We start from the raw sequence: 14,664 nt of genomic DNA, 5'->3' as shown, positions 1-14,664 counted from the left end.
CATAGAGCATGATTGCGAATGCGACGCCTGCGGAAAATAGGGCGCCGGGTCAGCCGCTATTTTGCCTCGGGCGAATAGCTCGTCTCAAGCAGCGCCCCGGCCAAGTCGCCCAGCTTCTGATAATCGTAGCTGGCGTTGTTCAGCGTGATGACGGTGTGCCCGTCGGCAAGGACCCGCCGGGCGACCATCCGGAATCCGCCATTGCGGCCATCCTCCCAGGCAAGCTCGCGCATCTGGCCGCCCACCATGGCGGTGCGGACTCGGCCGCCCAGCGCATAATGCTGGTCGGGCATATGGACCGTCATCAATTCCTTGCGGCTGCGCGGACTCAGCAGGCGACCATCGAGCACCGCGTCCATGATCGCCAGCAGATCCGGCGCACTGGTGTAGAAGCCGCCAGCCATCGCCATGAAGCCGGGCATCGGGTTCGGCTTTGGCTGAGGCGCGGGCAGAAGCGCGGCATAGCCGAGCGCGATGCCCGGTGTGCCGCCCGAATCGCCGCTGTAGATGCCGCTGTCCTTCAACCTGAGCGGCCTGACGATCAGCTGATCGACCAGCGCGTCGTACCGCTTCCCTGACACGCGCTCGACGATCGCCTTGGTCAGGATCCAGTTGGAGTGGGAATAATCCCATTGCGTGCCCGGCACGAAGGCGAGATCGCCGCTGGCATAGCGGCGCACCGCCTCCGCCTGGTTCAGTTCGACCGCGCGGATCGAGGGATCCGCCTGCCGCGCTTTGAGAACCTGGTTTGGCAGGCCACTGGAGTGGCTGAGCAGCCGGCGCAGCGTGAGCTGTCGCCCGGTGTCCGCGCGGTAGTCCGGAAGATAGGTGCCTATCGGCGCGTCGAGGTCGAGCTTTCGCTGGTCGACCAGTTTGAGGACGACGACCGAAGCGATCCATTTCGACACCGACCCGATCTCGAACCGCGACCTTATCGTCAATGGGACGCCACGGGCGGCATCCGCCACGCCGATGGCCATCACATTGTCGATCGTGCGGCCGTGCCCGACCAGCGCGACGCCGTTGAAGCCGGCCTCCTTGGCCGATTCGGCCACGTCGTCGAACGATTGGGCAGCGATAGGCTGAGCTGACAGCACGAATGCTGCCGCGACAGCAAGGCGGATGAGCGGGTTCATGTAACCGTGTTAGCCGATCCCGCGCGCTCGACGAGCGAAATCCATACCGGGCGCCTTGCCTACGAACTGCGACGCGAATGATCGCGCTCCGAACAGCAAAAAAGCCCGCCAGCTCGTTGAGCTGGCGGGCCTTTATGGTGGGCGTGGCAAGGATTGAACTTGCGACCCCTGCGATGTCAACACAGTGCTCTACCACTGAGCTACACGCCCAAGGCCCCGGAGGGCCGAAACGGGAAGCGGCGCATTAGCTGGAGTGTTCTCCCCATGCAACCGGCAAAATCATTTAATCTTCAATTGCGGCTCGGAATGCTCCCCGGCTCGAACAGCCGATCCACTTCCATGACCAGATCGCGCAGGTGGAACGGCTTGGACAGCACCCGCGCCTGGGGCACCTGCTTGCCTGCCTTCAGCGTCACCGCGGCAAAGCCGGTGATGAACATCACCCGCATGTCGGGCGCCATCTCGCCCGCCTGCTGGGCAAGCTCGATCCCGTCCATCTCGGGCATGACGATATCGGTCAGCAGCAGGTCGAACCGTTCGGTTTCGAGCAGCGGGATCGCGGCGGTGCCGCGGTCGACCGCGCTGACCGCATAGCCCGAACGTTCCAGCGCGCGCGTCAGATACTCGCGCATCACCTTGTCGTCCTCGGCCAGCAGAATTCGGTACATCGGATCCCCATGCGGTCACGGCCCGCGCCGACGCTATGCCTCACGCCCGGTGGATTTTCCAGCCGGAGCATGGTGCGGCTTGCCCCGATCCGACACGAAATCTAGGCTGTTCGCCGTGACGGCAACGCCATCCTTCCTGCGGCTCGGGCCGGAATGCCCGACCAGCCCCATCGTGCTTTCGGTTCCGCATGCCGGACGCGACTATCCCTCGGCGCTGGTGAGCGCCCTGCGGATCCCGCCAATCGCGCTGCGTCCGCTGGAGGATCGCCATATCGACGCCGTGGCGCTCGCGGCCCGCCAGGACGAGACGATGCTGGTGGCGCAGCGTGCGCGCGCCTGGATCGACCTCAATCGCGGCGAGCATGAGCGCGACCCGCGCATCGACGAGGGCGCGCCGATGGGCGGCCAGCCGCAATCGGCGAAGCTGCGAAGCGGGCTGGGCCTGATCCCGCGCCGCGCCGGCGCGTCGGGCGAGATCTGGCACCGACGGCTGACCGATGACGAGGTGATGGCGCGCATCACCGAGGACCACCGCCCCTATCACGCCGCGCTGTCGGAGGCGCTGACGGCAGCGCATCGGCGATTCGGGATCGCAGTGCTGCTCGACCTGCATTCGATGCCGCCGCTGGGCCCGCCCGAGACCTCGCCGCGCATCGTGCTGGGCGACCGGTTCGGAAAGTCGGCGATGTCCAGGCTGGTCAGCCGGCTGGAGGGAGTCGTGCGCGCCCATGGCATCGCGGTCGCGATCAACGCGCCCTATGCCGGGGGCCATATCCTCCAGCGCCATGCCGATCCGCGCCGCGGCATCCATGCGATCCAGGTCGAGTTCGACCGCTCGCTCTATCTCGATGCACGGCTCGACCAGCCGGGCGCGGGCCTGTCGACGATCATCGGGGTCGTGCGCGACATGATCGACGCTCTGGCCGACGAGGCCCTGCCCGGGCAGCTCGCCGCCGAGTAGGCGGCGCCCTTCGCCACATAAAAAACCACCCCGTGCAAGCACGGGGTGGCCAAGGTTCAGGGAGGAGACACGCCCGGAGGCGTGTCGCACGATCCCGCGAAAGGGGGGACACGAGACCATGCAATGAACAATATAGATGAGCGGTTCGAAGGTTTCAAGGGACTGCACAGCCAATCGAGGAACTGCGCTTCAGGTGCGACGAACCGTTCGCACCGATGCTCGACCGGGACTATCGCACCCGGGAGCGAAATCTTTCAATTACATGAACGCGGCGGGGAACCGCCCTGGGCCGCCGGTAGCGGCACGGCTCCCCGCCGGCAGTCGATCAGGCCGGGTTGACCAGCTGCGGACCCACGATCTTGCCCATCCGCTGCTGGCGGGCGAAGACTTCGCGGATCTGGCTGAGCGAGAAGAGGTGCGCATAGATCAGCGGCAGCATGCCGCTCTGCACGATCTTGCGCAGCTGGTCGCCGCGAAGCTGGTTGAGCTTCTCTTCATTGACCATGCTGAAGCCGCGATAGACGAAGGGCTGCGACGCGCCGTCCGCCTGGATCGAGACTTCGCCTTCCATCAGCAGGTCGAGGTCCTGCAGCTCCTTGACGAACTGGGCGGTGCGCTGGCCGGCTTCCTCGAACTGGCGGTTGAACTCCAGGATCGCCTTGGTCAGCTCGCTGGGCTGGTCGCCCTCGAACAGCTTGTCGCCTTCCTCGAACGCGCCGATCGTGTCGGCCGTCGGATCGAAGCACAGCGACAGTTCCTCGCTGTTCGGCTGCAGCCGGGCGAGGAGATAGGGATAGCGGCGGATATAGGCCGGAACATAGAAGCTCGATTCGATGATGGTCCCCTGCTCGTCGCGGATGACCTGGGTCAGCTGGCCCTCCTCGTCGAAGAACACGTTCACGCCCTCGTTCAGGCCGAACAGCGCCAGCGGAACCGCGTCGGGGCCGCTGGAGAAGATGATCGGCATGAACCGCTGCGCCTGCGGGAATTCCTCGACCGTCAGCGGGATCGCATGATGGTTGGCGAGGAACTTCGCGCGATCGGTCGGGCGCACGCGCCAGTCGGCATGGACCTGGCTCGAAAGCGGCTGCAGGTCGTTATAGAAAAGCGGAAGCGGCTGCGGCTGCGGCGCGGAGGCCATCTCAATCTCCTAGGGAATCTTCATTTGTGTGCGGAAAACGCCGCCGGGGTCTATGGAGTGTTGGCGGTGGGTGCAAGCACGAGCTTTCCCGGATTGAACAGGCCATGCGGATCGAAGGCCGACTTGATCGCCGACAGCATCGCGATCCGTGAGGCCGGGCCGAGCCGGGCCAGTTCGTCGCGCTTCATCTGGCCGATGCCATGTTCGGCCGAGATCGATCCGCCCGCCGCCACGACCATGTCGTGGACCAGTGCGGTGATCGACGGCGCCAGCTCGGCATAGAACAGGTCACGCGCCATGCCCTCGGGCGCGCGGACGTGGAAATGGACATTACCGTCGCCCAGATGGCCGAAGGCGGTGGCGTGGGTGCCGGGAAAGCGCCGCTCGGCCTCGGCCGCGCCGTCGATCATGAAGTCGGGCATGCCCGAAACGGGGACCGAGATGTCGTGCTGGACCGCCGGACCGCTGGCGCGCTCCGCCTCGGACAACGAATCGCGGATGCGCCACAGCGCCTCGGCCTGGGTTTCGTTGGCGGCGATCACCGCATCCTGGACCAGGCCGCTTTCCAGCGCGGGACCCAGCAGGCGCTCGAGCAGCGCCGCGGGCGGCTCGCCGCCGGCCTCCGACGACACCGCCTCGATCAGCACGTGCCAGGGATGCACGCCTTCCAGCGGCGCCCGCGTGCCGGGAATATGCTTCAGCACCAGCGCCAGCGAATCGCCCGGCACGATCTCGAAGCTCTCGATCGCCGGCATATCGATCGACCGGAGCAGCGCGAGCGCGGCATGCGGGCTTTCCAGCGCGACCCAGGCGACGGCGCGGGCGGCGATCGCCGGCACCAGCCTGAGGCTCGCCGCGGTGATCACGCCGATCGTTCCCTCCGCCCCGATCAGAAGCTGGTTGATATCATAGCCGCGATTGTCCTTCTTGAGCGCGGCCAGTCCGTCATGAACCGACCCGTCGGGCAGTACCGCCTCGACTCCGGCGACCAGGCTGCGCATCGTGCCGAAGCGCAGCACCTGGGTGCCGCCGGCGTTGGTCGAGACGAGACCGCCGACCGTCGCGCTGCCCTTCGCGCCCAGCGTCAGCGGAAAGCGCCGCCCTTGGGACAGAGCCGCATCGTGCAGTTCGGGCAGGATCACGCCGGCCTCGGCAACCGCCAGATTCTCGTCCGGCGACAGGCTGCGGATGCGGTTCATCCGGCGCAGCGACAGGATCAGCGCCGAACCGTCCGCCGGCGGGGTGGCGCCGCCGACCATCGAGGTGTTGCCGCCCTGCGGCACCAGCGGAATGCGCGCCTGATGCGCCAGGGCCACGATCGCGGACACCTCGTCCCGCGATGCGGGCGACAGGATCGCAGGCGACGCGCCGAAATAGCGGCCGCGCCAGTCATTGAGCCAGGGGGCGATGTCCCGGGGGTCGGTGGTGACCGCCTTCTCGCCGAAACGGCTGCGCACGGCGTCGATCAGGGTCTGCTGGGCGGGCGTCATCTGGCTGGGCATCATCGCGCGGGCCGATAGCATGACGGGTTCGTGGCAGCCAGCATCGCCGATACGAATGTCCCCGGATGGTGGACTTCATAAAAGGTTGCGCCGGCAGTTCATCCCATGTTCAAACCCGCACCCTAATGGTCGCGCGTTCATGTTGAATCCCCTGCCCCTTGCTCCGGCGCTTCTGTTGCTCGTGGCGTCGCCCGCCGCGACGCCCGAACGCGCGTCGATGCTCGACTGGGACGCTCTGGTTCAGCAGAGCCAGCACATCGTGATCCATGTCCCCAATGTCATGGTCACCCGCACCACCATCATCACCCGTTCGACGATGACCGCGCCGGTCGCCCCGCCGCCGCCGCGAATGAGCTATCGCGAGAAGAAGACCGATGACTGCCTGTCGGTCCAGCGCATCGCCGGCTTCTCGGTCTCGCGCCCCGACAGCGTCGACCTGATGCTGAGCGACGGGTCGATGCGGCGCGCCGTGCTGGACAAGAACTGCCAGGCGCTTGGCTTCTATTCGGGCTTCTACGTGAAGCCGAATCGCGACGGAAAAATGTGCGCGTTGCGCGACTCGATTCGCTCGCGGGCCGGCCGCACCTGCAATATCACCGGGTTCAAGGCGCTGATTCCCGCGAAATAGCGACGCTCAGCTTGACTTTTGCAGGTAAATCCGCGAGCGCGCGGCGCAACTGGAGCGCAGTTTTTGTGCCCCTTTTCCGGACATTCGCATGAGCTTTGCCGATCTCGGCCTTTCCGACGAACTGTTGAGCGCCATCACCGGCGCCGGCTACACCGACCCGACTCCCGTTCAGAAGCAGGCGATTCCGTCGGTGCTGATGGGCCGCGACCTGATCGCGATCGCGCAGACGGGCACCGGCAAGACCGCCGCGTTCGTGCTGCCGATGATCGACATCCTGGGCGAAGGGCGCACCCGCGCGCTGATGCCGCGCAGCCTGATCCTCGAGCCGACGCGCGAACTCGCCGCGCAGGTCGCCGAGAATTTCGAGAAATACGGCCAGAACCACAAGCTCTCGATGGCGCTGCTGATCGGCGGCGTTCAGATGGGCGACCAGGTCAAGGCGCTGGAAAAGGGCGTCGACGTCCTGATCGCGACGCCGGGCCGCCTGATGGACCTGTTCCAGCGCGGCAAGATCCTGCTGACCGGCTGCTCGCTGCTGGTGATCGACGAGGCGGACCGGATGCTCGACATGGGGTTCATCCCCGATATCGAGGAAATCTGCACCAAGCTGCCCAAGACCCGCCAGACGCTGCTGTTCTCGGCGACGATGCCGCCGCCGATCAAGAAGCTGGCCGACAAGTTCCTCGACAATCCCCGGACGATCGAGGTCGCCCGCCCGGCATCGACGAACATCAACATCACCCAGTGGGTGGTGCCGGTGTCGGCGCAGAAGAAGCGTTCGGTGATCGAGCGCCTGCTGAACGGTGACGAGGTCAAGACCGCGATCATCTTCGCCAACCGCAAGACCACCGTCCGCGACCTCAACAAGTCGCTGCAGCGCTCGGGCTTCCGCTCGGGCGAGATCCATGGCGACATGGAACAGCCGCAGCGCCTGGCCGAGCTCGACCGGTTCAAGAAGGGCGACATCAACATCCTGGTCGCGTCCGACGTCGCCGCGCGCGGGCTGGACATCAAGGGTGTCAGCCATGTGTTCAATTACGACGCGCCCTGGCATCCGGACGATTATGTCCATCGCATCGGCCGCACCGGTCGCGCCGGCGCGACCGGCGTTTCCTATACGTTGGTCACGCCCGACGATGCCGAGAATCTCGACAATATCGAGAAGCTGACCGGTCAGAAGATCCAGCGGCTCGACATGGGCGGTGCGCCCGCCCCCGAAGAGGCGCCGCAGGAAGAAAAGCCGAAGCGCGGCGACAAGTCGAAGACGGCCAGGGCGCGCAAGGAAAAGGCACCGGCCAGGGCCAAGGCGCCCGCCACGATCGAGGATGCGCCCGAGGCTCCTGTCGAAGCACGCGCCGCGCGCGAGGAGCGCCCGAAGCGCGACGATCGTTCGCAACGCGAGGAACGTCCGCAGCGCGAGGAACGCCCCCGCCGAGACGATCGTCCGCATGCCGGGTCTTCACGCCGCCGCGACGGCGAGGATGACGGTCCCGATGACGGCTGGAACGGCCCGATCCCCGAATTCCTCAGCGTGACCTTCGCGGTCGAATAGACTTGCATCGCTCCGGCACGGCCCGCCATGATCGGCAGGCCTGTCGGGGGGACGCAATCACCATGAACCGCAGATCGATCCTGGCGCTGCCGCTGCTGGCACTGCTGCCCGCATCGGCGCCCCCGGGCGGGGCGGCGCCCCGCCTGACCATCCGCACGGTGCGCCAGCTTCGCCAGCCGCTGCCCGCTCCCTATGACGGCACTCGCAACGCGCGCGCCGACGTGGCGCAGGCGCGGGCACGGGCGAAGGCGCGCGGCAAGCCGCTGCTGCTCGATTTCGGCGCGAACTGGTGCGTCGATTGCCGCGTTCTGGCGGGCGTGCTCGAACATCCCGAGCTGAAGCCGTGGATCGCGCGCAACTTCGAGCTCGTCCAGATCGACGTGGGCGAATTCGACGCCAATCTGGATATCCCGCAGCGGTTCGGCATGGACCGGCTGGGCGCGGTCCCGGCGGTGCTGGTGATCGATCCCCGAACGGGCCGGATCCGCAACAGGGGAGAGGAAATCGCGCTGGGCGATGCGCGCATCATGGAGCCGCAGGGCATCGCCGACTGGCTGGCACGATGGACGACCTGATCGAATTCGTCGCAGCCTTCCCCAGCCCCTGTATCAACATCTGCCGGATCGATCGCCCGACCGGCTGGTGCGAGGGGTGCGGCCGGACGATCCGCGAGATCTCGCGCTGGAGCGGCACCGACGCGGCCGATCGCGACGCGGTGATGGCCGAACTGCCCGCCCGGCTGGCAACGCTGAAGCGCTGAGAGGCCGTTGAGACTGCGCCTGTCGGGGCATTGCAGCACCGGGTCGCTCCCCACCCGACCATCCAACGTCAATATTCTGTGGGTGGTCGGGTGGGTGAGCGGGCCGGCGCCGGGAAATCGCCCTTTCGCGATTTTTCAAACGGTCTGTAAGCCGCCGCCTCAGGGAACGCTTTTCTTGCCCTGTCGGCTCGACAGCCAGTCGGTCAGCGCGGACAGCAGCGCGGTGATCACGAAGGCGAAGTGGATCACCGTCATCCAGAACAGCTCGCGGTCGGTCAGCGGCCGCTCGCCGATCGCCATGAAGCTCTTAAGCAGCTGGATGCCCGAGATGGCAACGATCGAGGCATAGAGCTTCAGCTTCAGGCCGGAGAAGCTGGTGGTGCCCATCCAGGCCGGCCGGTCCTCATGACCCTCGGTATCGATCTTCGACACGAAGCTTTCGTACCCGGCCAGGATCACCACCAGGATCAGGTTCGCCGCCAGCGCGATGTCGAGCAGCGTCAGCACCTTGAGGATCGCATCCTCGACGCTCATCGTCACCGTATAGGGGATCATCGCCAGGAAGACGCGGACGAACACCACCAGCAGGATCGCGATCGACGCGATCAGCCCGACATAGAAAGGCGCCAGCAGCCAGCGCGACGCGAACAGCCCGCTTTCGAAACCGCGTTCGATCTTCTTCAGCATATGTCCCCCATGCCCCTGTCCGCCTTCCTTAATCGGGCGCCGAGCGGAGGATCAAGGGGCTGCGGGGGACGCTCTATCCCGCCAGATGCTTGCGCAGGAAGCCGATTGTCCGGCCCCAGGCGAGCGTCGCCGCTTCCGCATTGTAGCGCTCGGTCGACGTGTCGTTGTTGAACGCGTGCTCGACACCGGCATAGCTATAGGCCTCGACCCGCTTGCCGCCGACCTTGAGCGCTGCGACCCAGGGCTCGCCGGTCGCGTTCACCCGCGCATCGTTGCCGGCATAGTGGAGCATCAGCGCGGCCTCGACCTTCGACGCCTCGGCCGGCGACGGTGCCGGACCGTAATAGGCCACGCCCGCATCCAGGCCCTTGCCTGCAGCCACCGCCAGCCGGTTGACCATCGCGCCGCCCCAGCAGAAGCCGACCGCGCCGACCTTGCCGTTGGTGCCCGGCAACCCGCGCAGCATCGCCAGCGTCGCAACACCGATCTGCACCGTCTTCGCCAGGTCGAGCGCGCCGATCATCTGCCGCGCCTTGTCGTCGTCGCCCTTGGGCGTGCCTCCCGCCGGGGTCAGGAAATCGGGGGCGAAGGCAGTGAAGCCGTCCAGCGCCACGCGCCGCGCCACATCCTCGATATGCGCGGTCAGCCCGCGATTCTCGTGGATCACCATCACCGCGCCGCGCCGCGCCTTTTTCCCAGCAGGCTCGACCAGATAGCCGCTCATCGACACACCGTCGGCGGAATAGTCGTGCCGCCGCGCCACGAGCCGCTTGTCCTCCGCGGGCACCTGCTGCGCCGCCGCAGGCGATGCCGCGATTCCGGCGATCAGCAATTCCGCCGCCGCGACCGACCCGGCGATCCCGGTCATGTCGCGCAGCAGCCGCCGCCGGTCGAGATGCTCGTGGGTGAAGGCATCATAGATGCGGATCGCGCGCTGGCGCAGGTCGTCGCTCATGCTGGTCTCCCGAGTCGGATGGCTCAGGCTAGCCGACGCCCGGCCCGTCGTCATGGTTCCGCGATCCACGCGCAACCGCCCTCTCGCCTGTGGGAGATGCGCCGATCGAGCGCCTCACAAACGGAACTGATAGTACCGTTTAACGTTTACTCCCATTATGGACCTGGACGGAACCGACATGACCACAGACGCCGAAACCCGCCTCGCCGCGCTGGAGAAGGGCACCGACCTGGCGACCGCGCTTGCCTTTTATGACGCGCTTCCTGCCGTCACGGTGGCGCAGATCCTCGGGAACTGGAAAGGCAACGGGATCGCGACGGAAAATCCGTTCGACGGGCTGCTCGAACAGTTCGGATGGCATGGCAAGCGGTTCGACAGCGCGGACGAGGCCTATCCGCTGGTGTTCGACAAGGGCAGTGGCGACACGATCTCGATCGACCCGTCCCGCATCCCGATCTCGATCGCACTGGAACATGGCGAGCTTGCGCGAAGCTCGGCCGCGGCCGGCCTGTTCAAGCTGGGCGCGGGGCTGATCGCCTCGTCCAGGCCGCATGCCCGACTGCGGATGACCGAGTATCGCGGGATCGTCTCGGCGACGATGATCTACGACGCGCTGCCGATCAACGACGTGTTCCGTGCGGCGGGGCCCGACACGCTGGTCGGCGCGATGGACATGCGCGGGCTGGCGAACCCGTTCTTCTTCGTGCTGCGGCGCGAATCCGGCGCCGCGACGGGAGACCGGTCGTGAGTCGGCAGGAAAACGTCATCGTGACGGGTGCCGGCTCGGGCATCGGCAAGGCTTTCACCCGGCTGTTCCTGGCCGACGGCGCGCATGTGCTGGCGGTCAGCCTGCTGCCCGAGGAACTGGACCGGCTGCGTGACGAGATGGCCGATGTCGGCGGCACGCTGGTCACCCATGTGCAGGATCTCTCCGCGCCGGGTGCGGCAGAGGCGCTGCTCGCCCATTGCGACGCGCAGGGCTGGCAGGTCGACACGCTGGTCAACAATGCCGGCTTCGCGACCTTCGGCGATGTCGTCGATACCGATCTGATGCGGATCGAAACGATGCTGCGGCTCAACGTGATCACGGTGACCGCCCTGTCGTCGCTGTTCGGGGCGCGGATGCGCGAGCGCGGCAGCGGCACGATCCTCAACGTCGGATCCACCGCGGGCATGGTGCCCGCCGTTCGCTTCGCCGCCTATGGCGGGACCAAAGCCTATGTGAACGCCTTCACCGTCGCCCTGCGCGAGGAGATGCGCCCGAACGGCGTCAACGTGACCTGTCTGGCCCCCGGACCGGTCCAGACCAAGTTCGCCGAGACCGCCAAGATCGACAGCTTCGACGGCACCTCCATGCTCAAGAAATGGTTCGCCAGCGGCCGCGGATCGACCGCCGAGGACGTGGCGCGCGCCGGCTATGACGGCATGCGCGAGGGCAAGGCGATGGTGCTTGCCGGCACCGGATCGGGACTTGCGGCACTCGCCCAGCACCTGATCCCGCAGAGCCTGCTGCCGCGGCTGATGAAGAATATGTGAGGCGGGCGGCGCGGGGATGCGCGGCTCAGCCGGGCGTCCCCGCATAGCCTTCCAGCAACAGCGTCGCCGCACGCCGCGCCGCCGACGCCTTGTCGTCCGCGGGCGCGCCATGCACCGCCGCCGCGATCATCCGCGCCATCATCGCGATATCGGTCGCGGTCAGGTCGGGCCGGCACAGCCCTGCCCCGGTCGCCCGGGCAATGACATCGGCGAAGATCATCCCCGTCCGCGCAAAGGCCGCCTGCACCGCCGGATGCGACGGATCTGCCGCGTTCCAATATTCGACCAGCGCGGCGCGCATCCCGATGCGGTCGGCCATGAACGCCAGGATCTGCAGCAACCCGTCATCCCGGTCGCGATTGAGCTCGGCCTGCTCGTGAACCTCGTCCACCGACCGTTCGAGCAGTTGCACCAGCAGAGCCTGGCGATCGGGAAAATGGCGAAAGAACGTCGTGCGGCCGACCCCGGCGGCGGCGACGATCAGGTCGAGCGGCGCGTCGAACCCCTCGCGCTGGAAGACCTGGTCCGCGGCCTCCAGGATGCGCCGGTGATTCTGCTGGGCGTCCGCCCGCATCGACCGGGCAGGATCAGGCGCGCCCTGCCTTATCATGCGCCGTCGATCCGAAATCCGGTGGTGCTGAACATCGCGGACGAGGATGCACCAGCGATCGCGCTGTAATCAAAGCAATTCTCGCCCGGCCCGCGATCTTCGCGCGCCGCGAGACGGGAAACGGGCCGGAGCACTGGCTCCGACCCGCTGTCTCGATCCGGCAATTGGCGCCGGCCTACGCCTTGGCGACTGCCTTCTTGCCGCGGCCCTTGCCCGGCTTTTTCGGCGCGGCGGGCGTGATCTGGAAGACAAGTTCATTGTCCTTCAGCTTCACGCTCACTTCGCCGCCATGGATCAGCTTGCCGAACAGAAGCTCCTCCGCCAGCGGCTGCTTCACCTTCTGCTGGATCAGGCGGCCCATCGGGCGCGCGCCGTACAGCTTGTCGTAGCCGCGCTCGGTCAGCCAGGCCTTCGCCTCGTCGTCGAGCTGGATATGGACGCCGCGATCCGACAGCTGGAGTTCCAGCTGGAGAATGAACTTGTCCACCACGCGCGAGACGACTCCGGTCGGCAGATAGTCGAACGGCACGATCGCATCGAGGCGGTTGCGGAATTCGGGGGTGAACAGCTTCTTCACCGCCTCTTCCTGGACATCGTCGCGCGTCAGCTCGCCAAAGCCGATCGATTCGCGCGCCATGTCGCTGGCGCCCGCATTCGTCGTCATGATCAGCACGACGTTGCGGAAATCGACCGTCTTGCCGTGGTGATCGGTCAGCTTGCCGTTGTCCATCACCTGCAACAGGATGTTGAACAGGTCCGGATGCGCCTTCTCGATCTCGTCGAGCAGCAGCACGCAATGCGGCTGCTGGTCGATCGCGTCGGTCAGCAGGCCGCCCTGGTCATAGCCGACATAGCCCGGAGGGGCGCCGATCAGCCGCGAGATGCTGTGGCGTTCCATATATTCGGACATGTCGAACCGCTGGAGCGGGATGCCCAGCAACTCGGCCAGCTGCTTCGCCACCTCGGTCTTGCCGACGCCGGTCGGGCCGGAGAACAGATAGTTGCCGATCGGCTTGTCCGGGTCGCGCAGACCCGCGCGGCTCAGCTTGATCGCCGAGCTGAGCACCTCGATCGCCTTGTCCTGGCCGAACACGACCCGCTTCAGGTCGGTCTGCAGATTGGCGAGCACGCGGGTATCGTCGGTCGACACGCTCTTGGCGGGGATGCGCGCCATGGTGGCGATGACCTGCTCGATCTCCTTGGCGGTGATGACCTTCTTGCGCTTCGACGGCGGCACCAGCATCTGCATCGCGCCCACTTCGTCGATCACGTCGATCGCCTTGTCGGGCAGCTTGCGGTCGTTGATGTAGCGCGCCGACAGCTCGACCGCCGACTTGATCGCGTCGGGGGTGTACTTCACCGAATGGTGTCCCTCGAACGCCGAACGCAGCCCGGTGATGATCTTGATCGTGTCCTCGACCGTCGGCTCGTTCACGTCGATCTTCTGGAAGCGCCGGAGCAGCGCCCGGTCCTTCTCGAAATGGTTGCGGAATTCCTTGTAGGTGGTCGAGCCGATGCAGCGGATCGTGCCGCCCGACAGCGCCGGCTTGAGCAGGTTGGACGCGTCCATCGCGCCGCCCGAGGTCGCGCCCGCGCCGATCACCGTGTGGATCTCGTCGATGAACAGCACCGCGTGCGGCAGCTTTTCCAGCTCGTTGACGACCTGCTTCAGCCGCTCCTCGAAATCGCCGCGATAGCGGGTGCCGGCCAGCAGCGCGCCCATGTCGAGCGAATAGATGACCGCTTCCTTGAGCACGTCGGGCACTTCGCCCTCGACGATCTTGCGCGCAAGGCCCTCAGCGATCGCCGTCTTGCCGACGCCGGGATCGCCGACATAGAGCGGGTTGTTCTTGCTGCGGCGGCACAGGATCTGGATCGTGCGATCGACCTCGGGGCCGCGGCCGATCAGCGGATCGACCTTGCCGTTCCTCGCCTTCTCGTTGAGGTCGACGGTGAACTGCTTCAGCGCGCTCTCGCCCTTTGCGCCCTTCGGCTCGGACTTGGCCGACTTGTCGTCGTCCGCGCCCTTGGGAGTGCTCGCCTCGGTCGGGGTCGAGCCCTTGCCGACGCCGTGGCTTATGAAGCTGACCGCGTCGAGCCGGCTCATGTCCTGCTGCTGCAGGAAATACACCGCATAGCTCTCGCGCTCGCTGAACAGCGCGACCAGCACGTTCGCGCCGGTCACTTCGTCGCGGCCCGAAGACTGGACGTGGAGGATCGCGCGCTGGACGACGCGCTGGAACCCGCTGGTCGGCGACGGATCGGTCGCATTCTCGACCTTCAGCGCCTCCAGCTCGGTATCGAGATAATGGGAGACGGTATTCTTGATCTCGCCCAGATCGACGCCGCACGCGCTCATCACCTTCGACGCATGCTCGTCATCGACGAGCGCGAGCAGCAGATGCTCGAGCGTCGCATATTCGTGGCGGCGCGAAGACGCGGCTTCCAGCGCCTTGTGGAGGGTCGATTCGAGGGCGGAGGCGAAACTTGGCATCAGATGACAACTCCAGTCGGACCAGTGGGATACG

15 protein-coding genes and 1 tRNA gene are annotated in these 14,664 nt (G+C 66.4%); 7 read left to right on the top strand and 9 right to left on the bottom strand.

The window, feature by feature from the left end:
• Positions 1 to 56 precede the first annotated feature (56 nt).
• From TPR58_RS17695 to cpdR, 3 genes are all read right to left on the bottom strand, one after another.
• The gene (locus TPR58_RS17695) at positions 57 to 1,136 is read right to left on the bottom strand and encodes a serine hydrolase domain-containing protein (protein ID WP_346248064.1); all 1,080 of its coding nucleotides are present in this window, start codon (positions 1,134 to 1,136) and stop codon (positions 57 to 59) included.
• Between the two features lie 135 nt (positions 1,137 to 1,271).
• Positions 1,272 to 1,346, bottom strand: a tRNA-Val gene (locus tag TPR58_RS17690).
• An 80-nt stretch (positions 1,347 to 1,426) separates the two neighbouring features.
• On the bottom strand, positions 1,427 to 1,804 hold the full coding sequence (gene cpdR, locus TPR58_RS17685; protein ID WP_346248063.1) for a cell cycle two-component system response regulator CpdR: 378 nt from the start codon (positions 1,802 to 1,804) through the stop codon (positions 1,427 to 1,429).
• 115 nt (positions 1,805 to 1,919) lie between these two features.
• On the opposite strand from cpdR, the gene TPR58_RS17680 reads away from it, so the two are divergent.
• Positions 1,920 to 2,765: an N-formylglutamate amidohydrolase gene (locus tag TPR58_RS17680; protein ID WP_346248062.1), complete on the top strand. Its 846-nt coding sequence runs from the start codon at positions 1,920 to 1,922 to the stop codon at positions 2,763 to 2,765.
• A 325-nt stretch (positions 2,766 to 3,090) separates the two neighbouring features.
• On the opposite strand, the gene TPR58_RS17675 is transcribed toward TPR58_RS17680, so the two are convergent.
• A complete protein-coding gene (locus TPR58_RS17675; RefSeq protein ID WP_346248061.1) occupies positions 3,091 to 3,906 on the bottom strand; it encodes a SapC family protein in 816 nt (271 codons plus the stop codon).
• 50 nt (positions 3,907 to 3,956) lie between these two features.
• Positions 3,957 to 5,429 carry an FAD-binding oxidoreductase gene (locus TPR58_RS17670; protein WP_428835733.1) on the bottom strand — a complete coding sequence of 491 codons (1,473 nt, stop codon included), beginning with the start codon at positions 5,427 to 5,429 and terminating at the stop codon, positions 3,957 to 3,959.
• 118 nt (positions 5,430 to 5,547) lie between these two features.
• Here TPR58_RS17670 and TPR58_RS17665 point away from each other — a divergent pair, with 118 nt between their 5' ends.
• From TPR58_RS17665 to TPR58_RS17650, 4 genes are all read left to right on the top strand, one after another.
• Positions 5,548 to 6,036, top strand: coding sequence for a hypothetical protein (locus TPR58_RS17665; protein WP_346248060.1), 489 nt, complete (start codon positions 5,548 to 5,550; stop codon positions 6,034 to 6,036).
• Between the two features lie 88 nt (positions 6,037 to 6,124).
• Positions 6,125 to 7,588: a DEAD/DEAH box helicase gene (locus tag TPR58_RS17660; protein ID WP_346248059.1), complete on the top strand. Its 1,464-nt coding sequence runs from the start codon at positions 6,125 to 6,127 to the stop codon at positions 7,586 to 7,588.
• Between the two features lie 62 nt (positions 7,589 to 7,650).
• The gene (locus TPR58_RS17655) at positions 7,651 to 8,163 is read left to right on the top strand and encodes a thioredoxin family protein (RefSeq protein ID WP_346248058.1); all 513 of its coding nucleotides are present in this window, start codon (positions 7,651 to 7,653) and stop codon (positions 8,161 to 8,163) included.
• Positions 8,151 to 8,348, top strand: a complete 198-nt coding sequence (locus TPR58_RS17650) for a DUF1289 domain-containing protein (protein ID WP_346248057.1) — start codon at positions 8,151 to 8,153, stop codon at positions 8,346 to 8,348. Before TPR58_RS17655 ends, TPR58_RS17650 begins: the two co-directional genes overlap by 13 nt.
• Positions 8,349 to 8,507: 159 nt before the next feature.
• On the opposite strand, the gene TPR58_RS17645 is transcribed toward TPR58_RS17650, so the two are convergent.
• Positions 8,508 to 9,035: a TIGR00645 family protein gene (locus TPR58_RS17645; RefSeq protein ID WP_346248056.1), complete on the bottom strand. Its 528-nt coding sequence runs from the start codon at positions 9,033 to 9,035 to the stop codon at positions 8,508 to 8,510.
• 73 nt (positions 9,036 to 9,108) lie between these two features.
• On the bottom strand, positions 9,109 to 9,990 hold the full coding sequence (locus tag TPR58_RS17640) for a dienelactone hydrolase family protein (protein WP_346248055.1): 882 nt from the start codon (positions 9,988 to 9,990) through the stop codon (positions 9,109 to 9,111).
• A gap of 178 nt (positions 9,991 to 10,168) precedes the next feature.
• On the opposite strand from TPR58_RS17640, the gene TPR58_RS17635 reads away from it, so the two are divergent.
• Together TPR58_RS17635 and TPR58_RS17630 are read left to right on the top strand one after the other, a co-directional pair.
• Entirely contained in the window at positions 10,169 to 10,738 is a 570-nt protein-coding gene (locus TPR58_RS17635; protein WP_346248054.1) for a DUF4334 domain-containing protein, read from the top strand.
• The gene (locus TPR58_RS17630; RefSeq protein WP_346248053.1) at positions 10,735 to 11,526 is read left to right on the top strand and encodes an SDR family NAD(P)-dependent oxidoreductase; all 792 of its coding nucleotides are present in this window, start codon (positions 10,735 to 10,737) and stop codon (positions 11,524 to 11,526) included. Before TPR58_RS17635 ends, TPR58_RS17630 begins: the two co-directional genes overlap by 4 nt.
• A 25-nt stretch (positions 11,527 to 11,551) precedes the next feature.
• Here TPR58_RS17630 and TPR58_RS17625 read toward each other — a convergent pair whose 3' ends face one another.
• The gene (locus tag TPR58_RS17625) at positions 11,552 to 12,136 is read right to left on the bottom strand and encodes a TetR/AcrR family transcriptional regulator (protein WP_346248052.1); all 585 of its coding nucleotides are present in this window, start codon (positions 12,134 to 12,136) and stop codon (positions 11,552 to 11,554) included.
• Positions 12,137 to 12,311: 175 nt separating this feature from the next.
• Positions 12,312 to 14,630, bottom strand: coding sequence for an ATP-dependent Clp protease ATP-binding subunit ClpA (gene clpA, locus TPR58_RS17620; RefSeq protein ID WP_346248051.1), 2,319 nt, complete (start codon positions 14,628 to 14,630; stop codon positions 12,312 to 12,314).
• Between the last annotated feature and the right edge of the window lie 34 nt (positions 14,631 to 14,664).

The organism is Sphingomonas rustica, assembly GCF_039652585.1.
In the GTDB taxonomy this organism is placed as follows: domain Bacteria; phylum Pseudomonadota; class Alphaproteobacteria; order Sphingomonadales; family Sphingomonadaceae; genus Sphingomonas; species Sphingomonas rustica.
This window is presented reverse-complemented; position numbering and strand designations above follow the sequence as displayed.